Genomic DNA, 16,740 nt, shown 5'->3' on the forward strand with positions numbered 1-16,740 from the left:
CATTATCTTATCCGCCAATACGGAAGTTAGTCTTGTTGTAAAACTAAGAAATCAGAGGAAATCATTAGTTTTTCAGTAGTGATTAGACAATTATAGTCACTTTTTAGCATTTGATGGATCATTATTGCTACAAAACACTATAAAAAGCATCGTATTTAACAAAAACACGTATTTATAACAACAATATATTTTAGCAACTCCGCTGCTGAATAATTAAATAATCATTTCACGCCATGTAAGCAATCCTCCTTCTCTCTTGTCTCGGCTCGCGATTTGCTTATATTTGTTATGCTGAGATGATTTACTGCTCACAAGCACATCAACACGCCTTACATTTAACTCAATAAATCCATGAAGATAGTCGCCATAGGACGCAATTATATCAACCACGCAAAAGAGCTAAACAACCCTGTACCGGAGGAGCCGGTGATATTTCTAAAACCAGACACAGCCGTACTACGAGACGATAAAGACTTTTATTATCCTGAATTCTCGAAGGATATCCACTACGAAGTGGAAGTAGTATTGCGTATATGTAATGAGGGCAAACATGTCGCCGAGAAGTTTGCGCACAAGTACTATGATGCGATCGGATTAGGGATTGATTTTACAGCAAGAGATATTCAGCAAAAACATAAGGAGAAAGGTTTGCCTTGGGAACTGGCCAAAGCATTTGATCAATCCGCTGTGATCAGTCCGCTAATCCCAAAAGAAGAACTGGGTGACTTATCTAACCTATCCTTCTCGCTACAGAAAAATGGAGAAACCGTGCAATCAGGCAATACCAAAGATGTCATCTTTCATTTCGATCAATTGATCGCCTATATCTCTGAGCGGATCACTTTACGCAAAGGTGATTTGATCTACACGGGAACGCCCGAAGGTGTTGGCCCGGTACAGATTGGCGATCTGCTAGAAGGTTATTTGGGAGAGCGAAAAATGTTTAGTTGCCAAATTAAATAAAGCATGCAAAGATTATTTTCCAGTCTGCTGGCAGGCCTTTTTGGAGCATTGGCTGTGCAGGCTCAACAAAACAAATTTATTACGACGCGGGATTATCCGGTCAATTACTTCCGTTCGCCACTAAATATTACCCCAGATGCTTCAGGCACGTTTGGCGAACTGCGTTCTACGCACTTTCATGCTGGCGATGATTATCGTACGCAGCAACGTACCGGTTTGCCGGTTTATGCGGTTGCGGACGGACAAGTTTCTCGCGTTCGCGTACAAATCGGTGGTGGTGGCAATTCGGTTTACATTGATCATCCCAATGGATACACCTCGGTGTACCTGCATCTCGAAAACTTCAACGATGCATTGACCAACATTGTACGCGCCGAACAATACAAGCAAAAAAAGTTCGATGTGGATGTCATGGTAGACAAAGGCACTTTAAGCTTCCAAAAAGGTGACGTCATTGCCAATTCAGGAAATACGGGCGCTTCTGGCGGGCCGCATTTACATTTTGAAATCCGAGATACCAAGAGCCAACATCCGCTAAACACACAGCTGTTTGGTTTGCAATTTACAGATCGCTTTGCGCCAACTATTCAAGGATTGATGGTGTATGATTTGGGCGAAAGCATGTTCAACGAAAACACCTTCCGCCGACCAGTATCCGTACGCGCGGTGAACGGCACGGATTACAGACTGAGTAATAATGCTGCAATACAAGTCAATGGAAAGTTTGGACTCGGCATCAACACCATTGATCGGCATCGCGCTGGTGGATTTCAAAATGGGGTGTACTCGATCGAACTGTTTATTGACGGCCAGCCGATGTCTACTGTCCTATTTGAGGAATTGGATTTCAATACTTCACGCGGTATACATTCGTATATTGATTACGCTCAATGGAAACGTTCGAAAGCAAAATACCAAAAAAGCTTTAAAGATCCCGGCAACCCAATTGAGATCTTCCATCATCTTCCGAATGATGGGATCTTGGAGTTAAAAGACAATCAGGTTCACGATGTGAAATACGTGGTGAAGGATGTAAAAGGCAATTGTTCGGAGCTTAACTTTCAGATTCAGAACTCCGCAAATTATCAGCCGAAGGCCAATACGGTAAAAGGGCAATTAATGCCATACAATAAGAATAACCAATTTGCGAAAGACCACATTCAGTTGGACATTCCAAAAGGTGTGTTGTATACCGATCTGGATTTTCTATATAGCAGCAGTGCAAAACCGGCTGGTGGTTATTCTGAAATCCACCATGTACACAATCCGATGACGCCGCTCTTCAGCACCTATCAACTAAAAATCAAGCCAACCAGCTTGCCAGAAAGATTACGCGACAAAGCTTTGATCGCCTCTACACAATCCGGTTCGGAAGGTGGCAAATATGAGGATGGCTGGGTCGTTGTGAATACGCGCAACTTAGGTTCGTTTTATGTGGCAGTCGATACCGTAGCACCGAGCATCACGCCGCGCAATCTCAGCCAAGGAAAGAATGTGGCGCAACAATCAAAGATCGATTTTACGATCTCTGACAATTTCTCGGGCATTCAGTCATTTGATGGGTACATCGATGGCGAATGGGTGTTGATGGAGTACGATCCCAAAAATAGACACCTTTGGCATACCTTCCAATCCTCCTTAAGCAAAGGAAAACACGAGTTTCGATTGGTGGTCAAAGATTGGAAAGATAATGAACGTATCTATCAAGCAGAATTTACACGATAAACAAGGTTTTATATGAGCACATTAGCAATTGGCGATCAAGCTCCGGCTATCACCGCCAAAAATCAGGAAGGTAATACCATTCATCTATCAGACTTCAAGGGCAAACGCGTCATCTTATATTTTTATCCGAAGGATAATACACCAGGATGTACTACGGAAGCCTGTAATTTTAGAGACAATTACCAGAGTTTGTTGAAAGACGGGTTCGAGGTGTTAGGCGTTAGTATTGACAGCGAACAATCGCACCAAAAGTTCATTGCGAAGCACGAGTTGCCCTTTAATTTATTGGCCGATGAAGATCAGAAAATAGTAAATGATTATGGCGTGTGGGTAGAAAAGAATATGTATGGCAAAAAATACATGGGCACAGCACGCACGACATTCGTGATTGATGAGCAAGGTAAGATCGCCCACATCATCAAAAAAGTTGATAATAAAAATGCTTCAGAACAGATCAGAGCATTGTATAAATAAACCCTTAACAAAGCAAAATGCATATCCTTTTGCATGCCTTAAATAATTATATTTGCTACTTATGAGCAAACAGATAGACGATTTTTTTAAAAATATCATTTCGCATGCCAAGGAGTATGGTTTCGTATTCCCATCAAGCGAAATCTACGATGGCCTAAGTGCTGTCTACGACTATGGTCAACTAGGTTCGGAGTTGAAAAATAACTTAAAGACCTACTGGTGGAAATCTATGGTGCAATTGAATGATAACATCGTCGGGATCGACGCGGCGATTTTCATGCATCCAACTACTTGGAAAGCTTCTGGCCACGTGGATGGTTTTAGCGATCCGATGATTGATAACAAAGATTCTAAAAAAAGATATAGAGCGGATCAATTGATCGAAGACAAAATCGATCGCTACGAAAAGGACGGGAAAAGCGATAAAGCTGCCGAACTCCAGAAGGCATTAGATGCTGCTTTGAATGCAGATGATCTAGCGAAGCTAAAAGCACTTATCGAAGAGCATAATATCGTTTGTCCGATGTCGGGAACTAAGAACTGGACCGATGTTCGTCAGTTCAAGCTGATGTTTGCGACGCAAATGGGCGCCATGGCCGATGGGGCTGAACAAGTCTACCTACGTCCGGAAACAGCACAAGGAATCTTTGTCAACTTCCTCAACGTGCAGAAAACTGGCCGTATGAAAGTTCCTTTTGGAATTGCACAAATAGGTAAGGCTTTCCGTAATGAAGTCATTGCACGCCAGTTCATCATTCGCATGCGCGAATTTGAACAAATGGAAATGCAATTCTTTGTGCGCCCTGGTACCGAAATGGAATGGTACGACAAGTGGAAAGCACTACGTTTGAAATGGCACTTGGCACTAGGACCAGATGCGGCAAAATACCGTTATCATGATCACGCGAAATTGGCGCATTATGCCAATGCCGCAGTAGATATCGAATACGATTTCCCATTTGGCTTTAAAGAAGTAGAAGGTATCCACTCTCGTACCGATTTCGACTTGAGCCAACATCAAAAGTTCTCTGGCAAGAAGATGCAGTACTTCGATCCAGAAGTCAATCAGAATTATGTGCCTTACGTGATCGAAACATCGATCGGTTTGGATCGCTTGTTCTTAACGGTTTTCGCCAATTCGTTGGTACATGAAGATTTATCAACAGAGGAGAAGCAAGATTCACGTGTAGTACTGAAATTCCACCCAGCGATTGCTCCTGTGAAAGCAGCGGTATTGCCATTAACGAAGAAAGATGGGCTGCCAGATAAGGCGAAGGAAATACTTGCTACATTGAAATTAGACTTCAATACGCAGTATGATGAAAAAGATGCAATTGGCAAGCGCTATCGTCGTCAGGATGCGATCGGAACGCCATATTGTATCACGGTAGACTACCAAACATTGGAAGATAATACGGTTACAATTCGTCATCGTGATAGCATGGAGCAAGAGCGTGTCAGCGTAGATCAGCTTCAGCAGATCATACAGAATAATGTAGGTTGGACTAACTTATTGAAACAGTTGATGTAATGTGATACAGATCACGATCATCATAAAACAACAAAGCGAGGTGCATGCACCTCGCTTTGTTGTTTTATAGAGGGCATTCAGCAAATACAGAAATCATTTTTTAGCGGAGCTATAAAAATAGCTAAATCCTGTAATGATGGGCTACTATAATCGTAGACCACAAAAAAACCCTTCTGCAAATTGCAAAAGGGCTTTTATATGTCTTGTGTCTTAGAAACTTATTCTTTTTCTACTTGCATGTAGTTCAGTTCTAATGGTGTTTTACGACCAAAAACCTTCACCATCACAATAAGTTTCTTTTTATCTTCATGCACCTCTTCGATCTCACCGGTAAAGCCATTGAATGGACCATCGTTTACCTTTACAGTCTCACCTACATAATAAGGAACATTGATGCTTTCACCTTGCTCGGCCATTTCATCGACCTTACCTAAGATGCGATTAACCTCTGAAGGACGAAGTGGAATAGCATTACCCGCTTTATCACCTAAGAAACCGATTACGCTATTCACATTTTTGATGGCGTGTTCAATCTCTCCATCTAAGGCAGCTTCAATCAAGACATATCCAGGGTAGTAGTTACGCTCTTTGGCTACTTTCTTGCCATCACGCATTTGATAATACTTCTCCATGGGAATGAGCACTTGGGTTACCAAATGTTGAATGCCGAGCCTATTGATCTCCGCCTCCACATATTGTTTTACCTTTTTCTCTTTACCACTTACAGCACGAACTACGTACCACTTCAGACTTTGATCCGCCATACCTTATAATTCCTGTAAATTAAGAGTTAATTCCGTATAAAAGCTCTAGTACGTTACTCGACACCTTATCCATGGCGAAGATCACCAAAGCAATAATGATAGAAGCAACAAGCACAATGACCGCATGATTTTGCAATTGTGCCCATGTAGGCCAAGTTACCTTTTCGGTAACTTCGACGTACGAGTCTTTAAAAAAATCAAGTACTTTTGCCATTTGTTAGTTTACTTGTATTAAGAGTTTCTTAGCACGGGCACTAGGATTCGAACCCAGATCAAAGGTTTTGGAGACCTCTATTCTACCATTGAACTATGCCCGTAGAATTTGTTTTTGAATGCTGCAAATATAGGTTTTAACTACCATTACAGCAAATGTTATTTACTTTTTTTGTCTTTTAAAACCCAATATAACTACTAAAATAGTGCAGCGATATGGATGTGAAAGACTTACCTTTTATAGGCATTGAAAAAATAAGCTAACCAGCAGAACTGGTTAGCTTATTTCATATGCGCTAAGATAATCTACTATAGATTACTTAAGGATTTCAGTTACCTGACCAGCACCTACAGTTCTACCACCTTCACGGATAGCGAAACGTAGACCTTTTTCCATTGCGATAGGGTTGATCAATTTTACAGTGATCGTAACGTTATCACCAGGCATAACCATTTCAGTTCCTTCTTCTAGAGAGATCTCACCAGTTACATCTGTTGTACGGAAATAGAATTGAGGACGGTATTTGTTGAAGAAAGGCGTGTGACGGCCACCTTCAGCTTTAGACAATACGTAAACCTCTGCTTTGAAATCAGAGTGAGGAGTTACTGAACCTGGTTTCACGATAACCATACCACGACGGATATCAGTTTTCTCAATACCACGTAACAATAAACCTACGTTATCACCTGCTTCACCGTAATCCAAGATTTTACGGAACATCTCAACACCAGTTACTGTAGATTTCAAATCTTCAGCACCCATACCTAAGATCTCAACTGGATCACCAGAGTTGATTACACCTCTTTCGATACGACCAGTAGCAACAGTACCACGACCAGTGATCGAGAATACGTCCTCTACAGGCATCAAGAAAGGAAGATCTGTCAAACGTGGAGGAATTGGAATATGGTTATCTACCGCGTCCATCAACTCCATGATAGAATCAACCCATTGCTCTTCACCGTTCAAAGCACCTAATGCAGAACCTTTGATAACTGGAAGATCATCACCTGGGAATTCGTAGAAAGATAATAGTTCACGAACTTCCATTTCAACTAGATCTAACAATTCAGCATCGTCCACTAAGTCAACTTTGTTCAAGAAAACTACTAACGCAGGAACACCTACCTGACGAGCCAAAAGGATGTGCTCGCGAGTTTGTGGCATAGGACCATCAGTCGCAGCAACTACGATGATAGCTCCGTCCATTTGTGCAGCTCCAGTAACCATGTTTTTCACATAGTCAGCGTGACCTGGACAGTCAACGTGCGCATAGTGACGGTTTTGTGTTTGGTATTCTACGTGTGCTGTATTGATTGTGATACCACGCTCTTTCTCTTCAGGAGCAGAGTCAATTGAATCAAATGAACGAGCTTCCGAAAAACCTTTGTCAGCCAAAACTTTAGTAATAGCTGCAGTAGTTGTTGTTTTACCGTGGTCAACGTGACCGATTGTACCAATGTTTAAGTGTGGTTTACTCCGGTCAAATTTCTCTTTTGCCATGTTTATGCGAATTAGTAATTATAAATTATTCCTTAATTAAATTGTATTTACAAAAGTAACAAACTTATTTAAATGAGCCAAAGATGGGATTTGAACCCACGACCTCTTCCTTACCAAGGAAGTGCTCTACCCCTGAGCTACTTCGGCTTTCAATCCTAAAAGCTTATTTACAGATATATGCCCCTACCCCTTTTAGATTAAAACACTAAACAAAGACAGAGACATTACATTGTTCTATAAATGGAGCGGAAGACGAGGTTCGAACTCGCGACCTATAGCTTGGAAGGCTATCGCTCTACCAACTGAGCTACTTCCGCTTGAAAGCCTGTATAAGGTAATTTACATCACTTTATACAGACCCAATTATGGTGGAGGGAGAAGGATTCGAACCTTCGAAGCCGAAGCAACGGATTTACAGTCCGTCCCATTTGACCGCTCTGGAACCCCTCCAGACCTGCAACGTATTGTCGCATTTGAGCCTCCTATCGGAATCGAACCAATGACCTACTGATTACAAGTCAGTTGCTCTACCAGCTGAGCTAAGGAGGCTTATTTAGACAACTATCTTTCCGATAGCGTGTGCAAAAATCTTACTTTAAATTGACTTCTGCAAATTTTATTTCATTTTTCTTTTAAAGAACTTTTGAAGCGACAATTACTTGTGTTTTTCAATGGTGCAAAGATAGCGACTCCAGCCATATATCAAAAAATATTTTGTCTTTTCTACCGCACAAATATGCATTTGCCTGATTCGCAACCAAATAATTTTGATGCCAAATGTAGCCCTTATCGAATACTTGAATCTTTCCCTATATTTGGGCACATTTAAAGAAGTATGAAATGCAATCTTCAGCAAGTTTTTTTGCTTGCCTTATTTAGTATATCCCCCATTTTGAGTCAAGCTCAGGTAGAAGATGTAGGTCTTATTAAACGCACCTTCCATAAATTCTTTTCTCCACAATTGACCGACACGACTCGCGCATCAAGTTTCTTCGTATTACCGGCGTTGGGTTATGCACAGGAAACAGGACTTGAATTTGGTCTGGCTAGTTCGTACAATTTTTATATGGATCGCTCAGATCGCAACAGTCGTACTTCTACGGTCACGTTGATGGGAACTGCTACGACAGAAAAGCAGAAGAATATCAAACTAAATACCGATATCTGGACACGCCATAACGATTATCATATCTTATCCGAAATTCGATACCGAGATTGGCCATTTAATTTCTACGGTATTGGAAATACCACCCAACATGCCAATGAAGAATTCTTGGGACATCGCCTTTTCCGAGCAAGAATTGATGTGGAACGAAAAATCCTTCCATCCATATATGCGGGTTTGAACGTCAACTTTGAAAACTTTCAGTTTGAGAGTTCTGATGCCAATGGCATCTTTCAAAGAGAGCAATTCAGCGGGAAAGCTGGCGGTAAACATCTAATCCTGGGCACGTCGGCATTGTATGATTCCCGAGATTATACGACATATACAACAAATGGCTGGTACGGACGTATTAAGTATGGTTATGCGCCGAACTTTTTCGGCGGTGAAAATTTCAATGGCCATCAATTAGAAACCGATTTCCGCCATTACCAACCGATCAACAACAAACTAACGATTGCAGCTCAATTAGATTATCGTGGTACCTACGGATCGGATGTACCATTTTATGTGCTTAATGAGTTAGGCGGTGACAATATGATGCGCGGGTATTATTTAGGTCGATACCGCGACAAAAATTTTGTAGCAGCACAAGTCGAAGCACGTTACCGCTTTCATCCCCGCTTAGGTATTACCGCATTTGCTGGTTCAGGAAGTACATTTTCTAATGAACAAAACATCCGGATGATTCCTAGCTATGGCGCTGGACTTCGGTATTTCTTCAATCTTGAGCACCGCACTACCATTCGCTTTGATTACGCTATCGGCGAAAAACGACCAGGCGAACAACGTCAGAAAGGATTTTATTTAAGTTTGTCGGAAGCATTTTAGTCAAAAGTTAGTTTGACAACTATCGATGAGCGAATGGTGCTTCCTGTATTTGGGTGAGGATCTGCTATAGCGCAATTACCTGATCCAAAAAGGATAACGCAAAGCAAAATCTTCTTTTACTTGACCAGGTCGAGTAAGCAGTATACCAAAATGAAATAAATCAATACTAACCGTCACTTCATCCTCTTGTCGGGCACAGTGCCATGCGTATCGATTTCGTTTACTCTTGTAGATGCCATCCACTATTAGCAATGCATGGTCGTTAAGATGCTGGCAGATGATGCTTTTAGAAAGTTCTTCCGCTTTCACCAGTAATACGTCTCCCCGCTCTCTCTGCAAATCATATACCTTCTCTTTGTTCCAATAACACAACACCCTAGTCAATACTTGGCGGTAATGTGGAGGTATTGTTTCCAAACCATGAAGTTCTTTGGAGACGGATACAGATGACCTATATATAGCCTGATCTGCTAGCTCATACACAAAAGGAGAATGTGTACCATGGCGGCTATTGGATCTAAAAAAGTGGTTTATATGCTGAATAAAGGTAAACATTGAGGTAAAGATACAAGATAATGCATAATGCATAGAAGAAACACTTACACACTTGTAGTCATAGAGCCACGTAGAAAATACCAGTCACCAGCTATTATATAGTAAAACTTGATTTTACGAAAATTCCAATGAAGAAATATATTTTATTAACTCAACAAAATACATTGTTTAAAATAAATTATACTATCTTTATAGACTTTGTAGTCTTTAATGGATTTAATAATTATAGATATGGGAAAAAAAATCAGCTTCAACGCATTTGAAATGAATTGCATTGCCCACCAATCTCCAGGCTTATGGCGGCATCCGAAAGATCGATCTACAGAATATAAGGATCTGGAGTACTGGACAGATCTCGCTAAAATATTAGAAAAAGGTTTTTTTGACGGGATATTCATTGCCGATGTACTAGGCATTTATGATGTGTATCAACAGAATAGTATACATGCGTTGAGTGGCGCGGTGCAAGTACCTATAAACGATCCTTTACAAATTATTCCTGCGATGGCCACTGTCACACAACATCTTGGTTTTGGTGTAACGACCTCCATATCATTTGAACATCCCTATCCTTTTGCTCGGCGTATGAGCACGTTGGATCACTTAACTAAAGGCCGTATAGGTTGGAATATCGTCACGTCGTATCTAGAAAGTGGTTTTAAGAATATCGGCCTGAAAAAGCAATTAAATCATGATGAACGTTATGAGCTCGCTGATGAATACCTGGAAGTGCTGTACAAACTATGGGAAGGTTCATGGGAAGATGAGGCTATTCTTAGGGACAAAGAAAAAGGAATTTTTGCAGACCACTTGAAAGTCCATCCAATCTCACATGATGGAGCATACTTCAGTGTGCCCGGAATTCACTTATCTGAGCCGTCGCCACAGCGTACACCCGTTTTATATCAAGCTGGAGCTTCGGCTAGAGGACAAAAATTTGCGGGCGAAAATGCAGAATGCATCTTTATTGCAGGACCTTCAAAAAGTTCAACAAAAACAATCGTATCCAGTATTCGGCAAAAATTAATGGAAGTGGGAAGAGATCCATATTCCGTCAAAATCTACAATCTATTATCTATCGTTACCGACGAAACAGATGCTATAGCACAAAAGAAATTCAAAGAATATCAATCATATGGAAGTTATGATGGCGCATTGACACTAGCATCTGGTTGGTCTGGTATCGATTTCTCTCAATATCAAGCTAAAGATCAAGTAGCGCAAATTCAAACTAACGCGATACAATCCATACTTGATTCTTATCGAAATGCTGATCCAAACCGAGTCTGGACAATTGAAGAAGTGGCCAAGTGGACGAGCGTAGGTGGAAATGGACCGGTGCTTGTCGGTTCGCCACAAACGGTCGCAGATGAATTGCAAAGCTGGATCGAAGACACCGATATTGACGGCTTTAACTTGGCCTACATCTTGGCCCATCAAACATTTGAAGATATCGTCGAATATATCGTTCCAGAATTGCAAAAACGTGGTGTATACCAGACTCAATATCAATCGGGCACACTGCGTGAAAAGCTGTTTGGCCAAGGTGCACGCCTCTCCGGCAACCATCGCGGAGCGTCGTATAGACATATCGTAAAAGATCAAATCCCAGCAATCACGTCCTAAGAGTATTAGCTAACCAAAAGAAATCTCATATGAGCCACATAAATCAAAATAACTCCGTGTCGAACAGCAATATCTCCAAAGATTTTTTTGAAACCAATACGGCTGCCGATATCATTCAGACAGATGATGAAGCCATTGCAATCGCCCAGAAATTAGCAGTCCAATTTACCAAAGAGGCTTCTCAAAGAGACATAGAACGTCGATTGCCGCTAGAAGAAATCAAATTGTACTCTCAAAGTGGCCTTTGGGGAATCAATATTCCTAAAAAATATGGAGGTGCGGAGGTCAAGTACCGAACGCTGGGAGAAGTTGTAAAAATCATATCAAGCGTAGATCCCTCCTTAGGACAAATCGCTCAAAACCATTGGGTCTTTCTAGAGCATATTCGTCTGGATGCATCGGAAGAGCAAAAGAAGTTTTTCTTCGGCAATGTATTACGAGGGGAGCGGCTAGGAAATGCTTTTTCAGAAAAGGGAAGTAAAACAGTCGCGGATTTGCAGACTAAAATCACCAAATCCAACAATGGATATGAAGTGAATGGAGAAAAGTTCTTCGCCACCGGAGCCTTGTTAGCTCATTGGATTCCCGTCGTCGCACTAGATGAGGAGGGTAATCCTCACGGTGCAATTGTGCCGCGCCATACGGAAGGGGTTAGCGTGGTGAATGATTGGTCAAGTTTTGGACAAAGAACAACGTTTAGCGGAACAGTACTACTAAAACAAGTTAAAGTAGACCCCAACCACATTATCCCTATTTACAAAGCCTTTGAAAGGCCGACCGCTGCAGGTGCCATTTCTCAATTTATCCAAGCCGCGGTAGACGCTGGCATCGCACGTGGAGCTATCGAGGAGACAATTAAATACGTGCGCCAATACGCACGACCTTGGATCGACTCTGGCTTAGAAAAAGCAACCGACGATCCTTATACAATTTCAAACATTGGCGAATTGAAAATTAAACTACGTGCCGCAGAAGCCGTTTTAGATTTAGCTGGTGATAAAATAGATGCAGCTATCGTAAATACTTCTGAAGAAGATGTATCAGAAGCTACACTATTGGTTGCCGAAGCAAAGGTGTTAACGACTGAAATCGCTTTGCTCTCTTCTAATAAGTTGTTTGAGCTATCCGGTACACGATCAACACTATCCGAACTAAATTTGGATAGACATTGGCGCAATGCACGCACACACACCTTACATGATCCCGTACGTTGGAAGTTTCACATCGTAGGCAACTATTATTTGAACAATGTACTGCCGCCTCGACATCCTTGGAGCTAAATAAAACACTAAAATTCAACAAAAATGAATCAAATTAATCTTAACAATCCAATAGAAGAAGAATTATCCAGTGATGCTGATTATGCAAAAGTAGCCGATAGATTTCGTCCAATATTCGATAAAATAGCAAGAGGCACATTAGATCGAGAGAAAGAACGGAGATTGCCGTATGAAGAGATCGGATGGCTGAAAGAAGCCGGATTTGGGGCACTAAGAATTCCTGCCAAATTTGGCGGAGATGGCCTCTCCTTGCCACAGCTATTTCGATTGCTTACAGAACTGGCGAAAGCAGATTCCAATATTGTTCAAGCATTGCGTGGTCACTTTGCCTTTGTAGAAGATCGTCTGAATGCCCAAAGATTTAGTTCTCAAGAAGTTTGGTTTGACCGCTTTGTAAAAGGAGATTTGTTTGGAAACGGGTGGACAGAAATTGGCTCTGCTAAAGTAGGTGAACTAGACACGCGGGTAACCAAACGTGGAGATAGCTTGTTGGTAAACGGACAAAAGTATTATTCTACAGGTAGTATTTTCGCTGATTGGATAGATCTCTTGGCGCATGATGAGACAAAGCAACAAGACGTGATTGTAGCACTTCCTAGGCACGCCGAAGGTGTTGAAATTCTGGATGATTGGGATGGTTTTGGTCAAAAGACGACAGGAAGTGGAACGCTAAAAATAAAGAACGTTGAAATTCCAATAGATCATATCATACCATTTGAGAATAGATTTAAATATCAAACAGCATTCTATCAGACGTTTCACCTCGCTACACTAACAGGAATCGCACAATCTGCGGTCAGCACTTTCACAGAAGAGGTTCAAAAGCGAAATCGCACCTTTAGCCATGGAAATGCCAATTTGGTGCGTCACGACCCGCAAATCTTACAAGTAATCGGAAAAGCTTCCGCACAATCACACGCTGCTCAATCTATCACCATTCAAGTAGCACACAGCTTACAGCAAGCTTACCTGGCTCCTCTTACCGAATCAGAAATCGTAGACATAGAAGCGAATAATGAGGCTGAGTTGGCTTCTGCACAAGGCCAAGTCGTGATTTCCGATCTTGTGTTAGACTTGACGAGCAAGTTATTTAATGCACTTAGTGCATCCGCCAGCACCACGAACAAACAATTAGATCGATTCTGGCGAAATGCGCGTGTTGTGTCTTCTCATAATCCATTGATCTATAAAGAAAAAGTGATTGGAGACTGGGAAGTGAACCGCACACCATTACCATTTTCATGGCAGATTGGGGCAAGCAAAAACTGATGGGCTTTATTTTTGGAAAAGGAATCCATTTTTATCGTTTAAAGATGATGCAATAACACCAACTACTAAAACTGCAAGGTAAACGTACTGCCCTTTTGAGGTGTGCTGTGGACAAAAATATTCCCATTATGCACGAGCATAATTTGCTTACTCAAGGTCAATCCTATTCCGCTACCCGTTTTCTTTGTGGTGAAGAAAGGGGTAAAGATCTGTTCTTGAATATCTGCTTCCATGCCTTCGCCATTATCCGAGATCTTGAGTTGCACGCGACCATTTTCTTCCAATGCCGACATGCTGATATACGGATTTTCAGCATCTTTCACCGCTTCCATGGCGTTCAGCATCAAGTTGATGATCACCTGTTCGATCAGGTGCAAGTCGGCTTGGATGGTAGCACGTGTGTTTTTCAGAATAATATCCACATCCACCCCTTTTTGGATAAAGGAAGGTTCTAATAAATTGTAGATATTTTCAAATAACTGTACGACGGGTATTTCTGTAAACTGTGGTTTGTCTACTTTATTAATCAGCCGGTAGCTCTTCGCGAATTTCAATAATCCTTCGCTACGCTTTTTGATGGTGTGCACGCCTACTTTCACATCTTCCAGCTCGTCGCTGTAGGCTGTTTGTTCGAGTCGGCCATGCAAGGTTTCGGCGATGGATGATATGGGCGCGATCGAGTTCATGATTTCGTGCGTCAGTACACGTAGCAATTTATGCCAAGCGCGATTCTCCGTCTCGTCCATCGCATCGTTCACATTTTGATACATCACAATGCGGTACAAACCATTTTCTGTTTCAAACTCCGACACCTGAATAAGTAATTTGATGCGCCCCTTGCTCGAATGAGCCGTTTCGATATGCTGTTGACCAATCTTGAGCTGCATGGTTTTGTCATACAATTCTTCGCGACGTTTCTTCAGCCCCTTGATATTGCCCAAGTGTGGCGTTTCAAACATTTCTTTGAAAGCATCATTCACCCACTCCACCTTTCCACTATCGGCATGGTAAAAGATCAGCGCTGAATCCAACATATTGATCACCTTCGTTAGGTATTGATGTTGAATTTCACGTTTGGCACTCACGTCTTTGAATGCTTCATTGATGCGGTTGAAGGAAGCGTAGAGCTGGTTTTCTATATTACGTGTTTTCTTGACCGCATAACGGCGTGTGAAATCTCGGTACTTCACCGCTTCAGAAAATTCATCGATTTGTTTGTGCAACCAAAGATGCCGGTTGAACCATTGGAAAACCAATATCAACGCTAGTATAGCTGCCGCAATGGCATAAGCCAATGATTGCGCGAAGAATAAATAGCCAGCTGCAGCACATAATGCCATAAGGAGCAGTGCGCGAACAAATTCTTTGAGTTGCAGATTTCCCATATCGAATTGTCTCTAGCGCTAGATCCCGTATTTTTCCATACGCCGATACAAGGCTGCGCGTGTTAAACCTAATTCGCGGGCGGCTTTGCTGATGTTCCCGCTGTAGCGATCCATCGCTTGCTGAATGGCTTTGCGTTCTAATTCTTCGAGATTACGCGGTTGATCGGCCAATGGATTCTCGACAGGCGGTGCAGATTCGATCGGAGAAAACAAGAGATCCGAAGCGCGCAACCCACTATGCTCCGACATGATCACGGCGCGCTCAATGCTGTATTGCAACTCCCGCACATTGCCAGGAAAATGATACTGCCTCAATTTCTGTATGGCATCCGACTCAAAGCCTTCGATTGTTTTATGGTATTTGGTAATGTAATGCGCCAGAAAATATTCGCCCAGCAAAATCACATCATCTCCCCTTTCGCGCAGCGGCGGTACTTGGATCTCTACCGTATTGATGCGATAAATCAAATCTTTGCGAAAGCGGGCTTCATCCGCAAGCGAACGAATGGGCACATTCGTAGCAGATAACAAGCGAATATCTACCGGCACAGGTTGCGATGAGCCCAAAGGCAATACTTGCCGATTTTGTAAGACACTAAGCAATTTGGCTTGCTGATGCAAACTAATATTTCCGATCTCATCTAAGAACAGCGTTCCACCATTCGCATGTTCGAACCGGCCTTTACGATCTTCACGCGCATCCGTAAAAGCACCCTTTTTGTAGCCAAAAAGCTCACTTTCAAATAAGGTTTCCGTGAGCGATCCGACATCCACCTTGATGTATGGCATAGCCTGTCGCAACGACTGCTTGTGCAATACTTGCGCAATCACATCTTTACCCGTACCATTCTCGCCCATGATTAGGATATTCGCATCGGTTGGCGCCACTTTACTGATTTTATACTGCAAATCTTCCATGACCGCAGATTGGCCAATTAGCGGATTGTCTTCCGTGATCTTTTTGTTGACAGATTTAATTGCTCGCGAAGCCTGCTTCACTTCGGATAACGCACTTTGCAATGTTTCCAACAATTGCTCATTGTGCCAAGGCTTAACGATGAAATCAGAAGCGCCTAGCTTCAATGCCTTCACTGCCAGATCCACTGCACCGTAAGCCGTAATCATGACCACTCGCACGTGTGGATATTTATCTTTAATCGCCGAAAGCCAATATAAACCTTCGTTGCCCGTATGAATCGTGCTTTTGAAATTCATATCCAATAGCACCAGATCTACTTGTTCTTTGGCCAGAATATGTAGCAGTTGCTCGGGATTGGATTCTATAAATACCTGATGTACTTTAGGACGTAAAAGAATGCGTACCGCGGTCAGCAGATCTTGATCATCATCCACTACCAGTATGGAAGCCTTTTTCATATTGTCTATTTGGTAGCTCCACAAAGATCATCAGGAGCTATTCTGTGTATTGGTAATTAGCGCTGTTGTACTATCGTGTGC

Annotated in this window: 14 protein-coding genes and 5 tRNA genes; 8 read left to right on the forward strand and 11 right to left on the reverse strand. The window is 42.1% G+C overall.

Going from position 1 to position 16,740, the window contains the following annotated elements; translation table 11 throughout:
- The first annotated feature begins 351 nt into the window (after positions 1-351).
- The 4 genes from GKO22_RS11965 to GKO22_RS11980 all read left to right on the forward strand — a co-directional run bounded on the left by GKO22_RS11965 (position 352) and on the right by GKO22_RS11980 (position 4,693).
- Positions 352-963 carry a fumarylacetoacetate hydrolase family protein gene (locus GKO22_RS11965; protein WP_166335331.1) on the forward strand — a complete coding sequence of 204 codons (612 nt, stop codon included), beginning with the start codon at positions 352-354 and terminating at the stop codon, positions 961-963.
- A 3-nt stretch (positions 964-966) separates the two neighbouring features.
- Complete coding sequence (locus GKO22_RS11970) at positions 967-2,688, forward strand: M23 family metallopeptidase (protein WP_166335333.1); 1,722 nt, start codon at positions 967-969, stop codon at positions 2,686-2,688.
- Between the two features lie 12 nt (positions 2,689-2,700).
- Positions 2,701-3,162, forward strand: a complete 462-nt coding sequence (bcp, locus tag GKO22_RS11975; RefSeq protein WP_166335335.1) for a thioredoxin-dependent thiol peroxidase — start codon at positions 2,701-2,703, stop codon at positions 3,160-3,162.
- A 61-nt stretch (positions 3,163-3,223) separates the two neighbouring features.
- Positions 3,224-4,693: a glycine--tRNA ligase gene (locus tag GKO22_RS11980; RefSeq protein WP_166335337.1), complete on the forward strand. Its 1,470-nt coding sequence runs from the start codon at positions 3,224-3,226 to the stop codon at positions 4,691-4,693.
- A 218-nt stretch (positions 4,694-4,911) separates the two neighbouring features.
- On the opposite strand, the gene nusG is transcribed toward GKO22_RS11980, so the two are convergent.
- The 8 genes from nusG to GKO22_RS12020 form a co-directional block, all read right to left on the reverse strand.
- The gene (gene nusG / locus GKO22_RS11985; protein ID WP_116774030.1) at positions 4,912-5,457 is read right to left on the reverse strand and encodes a transcription termination/antitermination protein NusG; all 546 of its coding nucleotides are present in this window, start codon (positions 5,455-5,457) and stop codon (positions 4,912-4,914) included.
- Positions 5,458-5,476: 19 nt separating this feature from the next.
- Positions 5,477-5,671, reverse strand: coding sequence for a preprotein translocase subunit SecE (gene secE, locus GKO22_RS11990; RefSeq protein WP_066756859.1), 195 nt, complete (start codon positions 5,669-5,671; stop codon positions 5,477-5,479).
- Positions 5,672-5,703: 32 nt separating this feature from the next.
- A tRNA-Trp gene (locus GKO22_RS11995) sits at positions 5,704-5,774 on the reverse strand.
- A 212-nt stretch (positions 5,775-5,986) separates the two neighbouring features.
- Positions 5,987-7,174 carry an elongation factor Tu gene (gene tuf, locus GKO22_RS12000; RefSeq protein WP_116774028.1) on the reverse strand — a complete coding sequence of 396 codons (1,188 nt, stop codon included), beginning with the start codon at positions 7,172-7,174 and terminating at the stop codon, positions 5,987-5,989.
- Positions 7,175-7,249: 75 nt separating this feature from the next.
- Positions 7,250-7,321 (reverse strand) — tRNA-Thr (locus tag GKO22_RS12005).
- A gap of 94 nt (positions 7,322-7,415) precedes the next feature.
- Positions 7,416-7,491 (reverse strand) — tRNA-Gly (locus GKO22_RS12010).
- Positions 7,492-7,540: 49 nt separating this feature from the next.
- Positions 7,541-7,624, reverse strand: a tRNA-Tyr gene (locus GKO22_RS12015).
- A gap of 26 nt (positions 7,625-7,650) precedes the next feature.
- Positions 7,651-7,723: transfer RNA gene (locus tag GKO22_RS12020), tRNA-Thr, on the reverse strand.
- 286 nt (positions 7,724-8,009) lie between these two features.
- Between GKO22_RS12020 and GKO22_RS12025 the strand changes: the two genes are divergently transcribed.
- Positions 8,010-9,167, forward strand: coding sequence for a BamA/TamA family outer membrane protein (locus GKO22_RS12025; protein WP_166335339.1), 1,158 nt, complete (start codon positions 8,010-8,012; stop codon positions 9,165-9,167).
- A 75-nt stretch (positions 9,168-9,242) separates the two neighbouring features.
- Here the strand turns inward: GKO22_RS12025 and GKO22_RS12030 are convergent, their stop codons facing one another.
- Positions 9,243-9,584 (reverse strand): hypothetical protein, encoded by a 342-nt coding sequence (locus GKO22_RS12030; RefSeq protein ID WP_166335341.1) that lies wholly within the window; start codon positions 9,582-9,584, stop codon positions 9,243-9,245.
- A gap of 369 nt (positions 9,585-9,953) precedes the next feature.
- On the opposite strand from GKO22_RS12030, the gene GKO22_RS12035 reads away from it, so the two are divergent.
- The 3 genes from GKO22_RS12035 to GKO22_RS12045 are packed head-to-tail and all read left to right on the forward strand — an operon-like array spanning position 9,954 to position 13,897.
- Positions 9,954-11,348 carry an LLM class flavin-dependent oxidoreductase gene (locus GKO22_RS12035; protein ID WP_166335343.1) on the forward strand — a complete coding sequence of 465 codons (1,395 nt, stop codon included), beginning with the start codon at positions 9,954-9,956 and terminating at the stop codon, positions 11,346-11,348.
- A gap of 29 nt (positions 11,349-11,377) precedes the next feature.
- Positions 11,378-12,628 (forward strand): SfnB family sulfur acquisition oxidoreductase, encoded by a 1,251-nt coding sequence (locus tag GKO22_RS12040; protein WP_166335345.1) that lies wholly within the window; start codon positions 11,378-11,380, stop codon positions 12,626-12,628.
- 24 nt (positions 12,629-12,652) lie between these two features.
- A complete protein-coding gene (locus GKO22_RS12045; protein ID WP_166335347.1) occupies positions 12,653-13,897 on the forward strand; it encodes an acyl-CoA dehydrogenase family protein in 1,245 nt (414 codons plus the stop codon).
- Positions 13,898-13,962: 65 nt separating this feature from the next.
- On the opposite strand, the gene GKO22_RS12050 is transcribed toward GKO22_RS12045, so the two are convergent.
- A complete protein-coding gene (locus GKO22_RS12050) occupies positions 13,963-15,282 on the reverse strand; it encodes a sensor histidine kinase (protein WP_166335349.1) in 1,320 nt (439 codons plus the stop codon).
- An 18-nt stretch (positions 15,283-15,300) separates the two neighbouring features.
- Positions 15,301-16,659 (reverse strand): sigma-54-dependent transcriptional regulator, encoded by a 1,359-nt coding sequence (locus GKO22_RS12055; RefSeq protein WP_166335351.1) that lies wholly within the window; start codon positions 16,657-16,659, stop codon positions 15,301-15,303.
- Positions 16,660-16,740 lie beyond the last annotated feature (81 nt).

This window comes from Sphingobacterium chungjuense (assembly GCF_011316935.1).
GTDB classification, from domain to species: domain Bacteria; phylum Bacteroidota; class Bacteroidia; order Sphingobacteriales; family Sphingobacteriaceae; genus Sphingobacterium; species Sphingobacterium chungjuense.

Bases quoted from the DNA above. Each gene is read 5' to 3' on its own strand.
- GKO22_RS12035 (WP_166335343.1), top strand. From the start codon at position 9,954: ATGGGAAAAAAAATCAGCTTCAACGCATTTGAAATGAATTGCATTGCC.
- GKO22_RS12045 (WP_166335347.1), top strand. From the start codon at position 12,653: ATGAATCAAATTAATCTTAACAATCCAATAGAAGAAGAATTATCCAGT.
- GKO22_RS11970 (WP_166335333.1), top strand. From the start codon at position 967: ATGCAAAGATTATTTTCCAGTCTGCTGGCAGGCCTTTTTGGAGCATTG.
- GKO22_RS12050 (WP_166335349.1), bottom strand. From the start codon at position 15,282: ATGGGAAATCTGCAACTCAAAGAATTTGTTCGCGCACTGCTCCTTATG.
- tuf (WP_116774028.1), bottom strand. From the start codon at position 7,174: ATGGCAAAAGAGAAATTTGACCGGAGTAAACCACACTTAAACATTGGT.
- GKO22_RS11965 (WP_166335331.1), top strand. From the start codon at position 352: ATGAAGATAGTCGCCATAGGACGCAATTATATCAACCACGCAAAAGAG.
- GKO22_RS12055 (WP_166335351.1), bottom strand. From the start codon at position 16,659: ATGAAAAAGGCTTCCATACTGGTAGTGGATGATGATCAAGATCTGCTG.
- GKO22_RS11980 (WP_166335337.1), top strand. From the start codon at position 3,224: ATGAGCAAACAGATAGACGATTTTTTTAAAAATATCATTTCGCATGCC.
- GKO22_RS12025 (WP_166335339.1), top strand. From the start codon at position 8,010: ATGAAATGCAATCTTCAGCAAGTTTTTTTGCTTGCCTTATTTAGTATA.
- bcp (WP_166335335.1), top strand. From the start codon at position 2,701: ATGAGCACATTAGCAATTGGCGATCAAGCTCCGGCTATCACCGCCAAA.
- nusG (WP_116774030.1), bottom strand. From the start codon at position 5,457: ATGGCGGATCAAAGTCTGAAGTGGTACGTAGTTCGTGCTGTAAGTGGT.
- secE (WP_066756859.1), bottom strand. From the start codon at position 5,671: ATGGCAAAAGTACTTGATTTTTTTAAAGACTCGTACGTCGAAGTTACC.
- GKO22_RS12040 (WP_166335345.1), top strand. From the start codon at position 11,378: ATGAGCCACATAAATCAAAATAACTCCGTGTCGAACAGCAATATCTCC.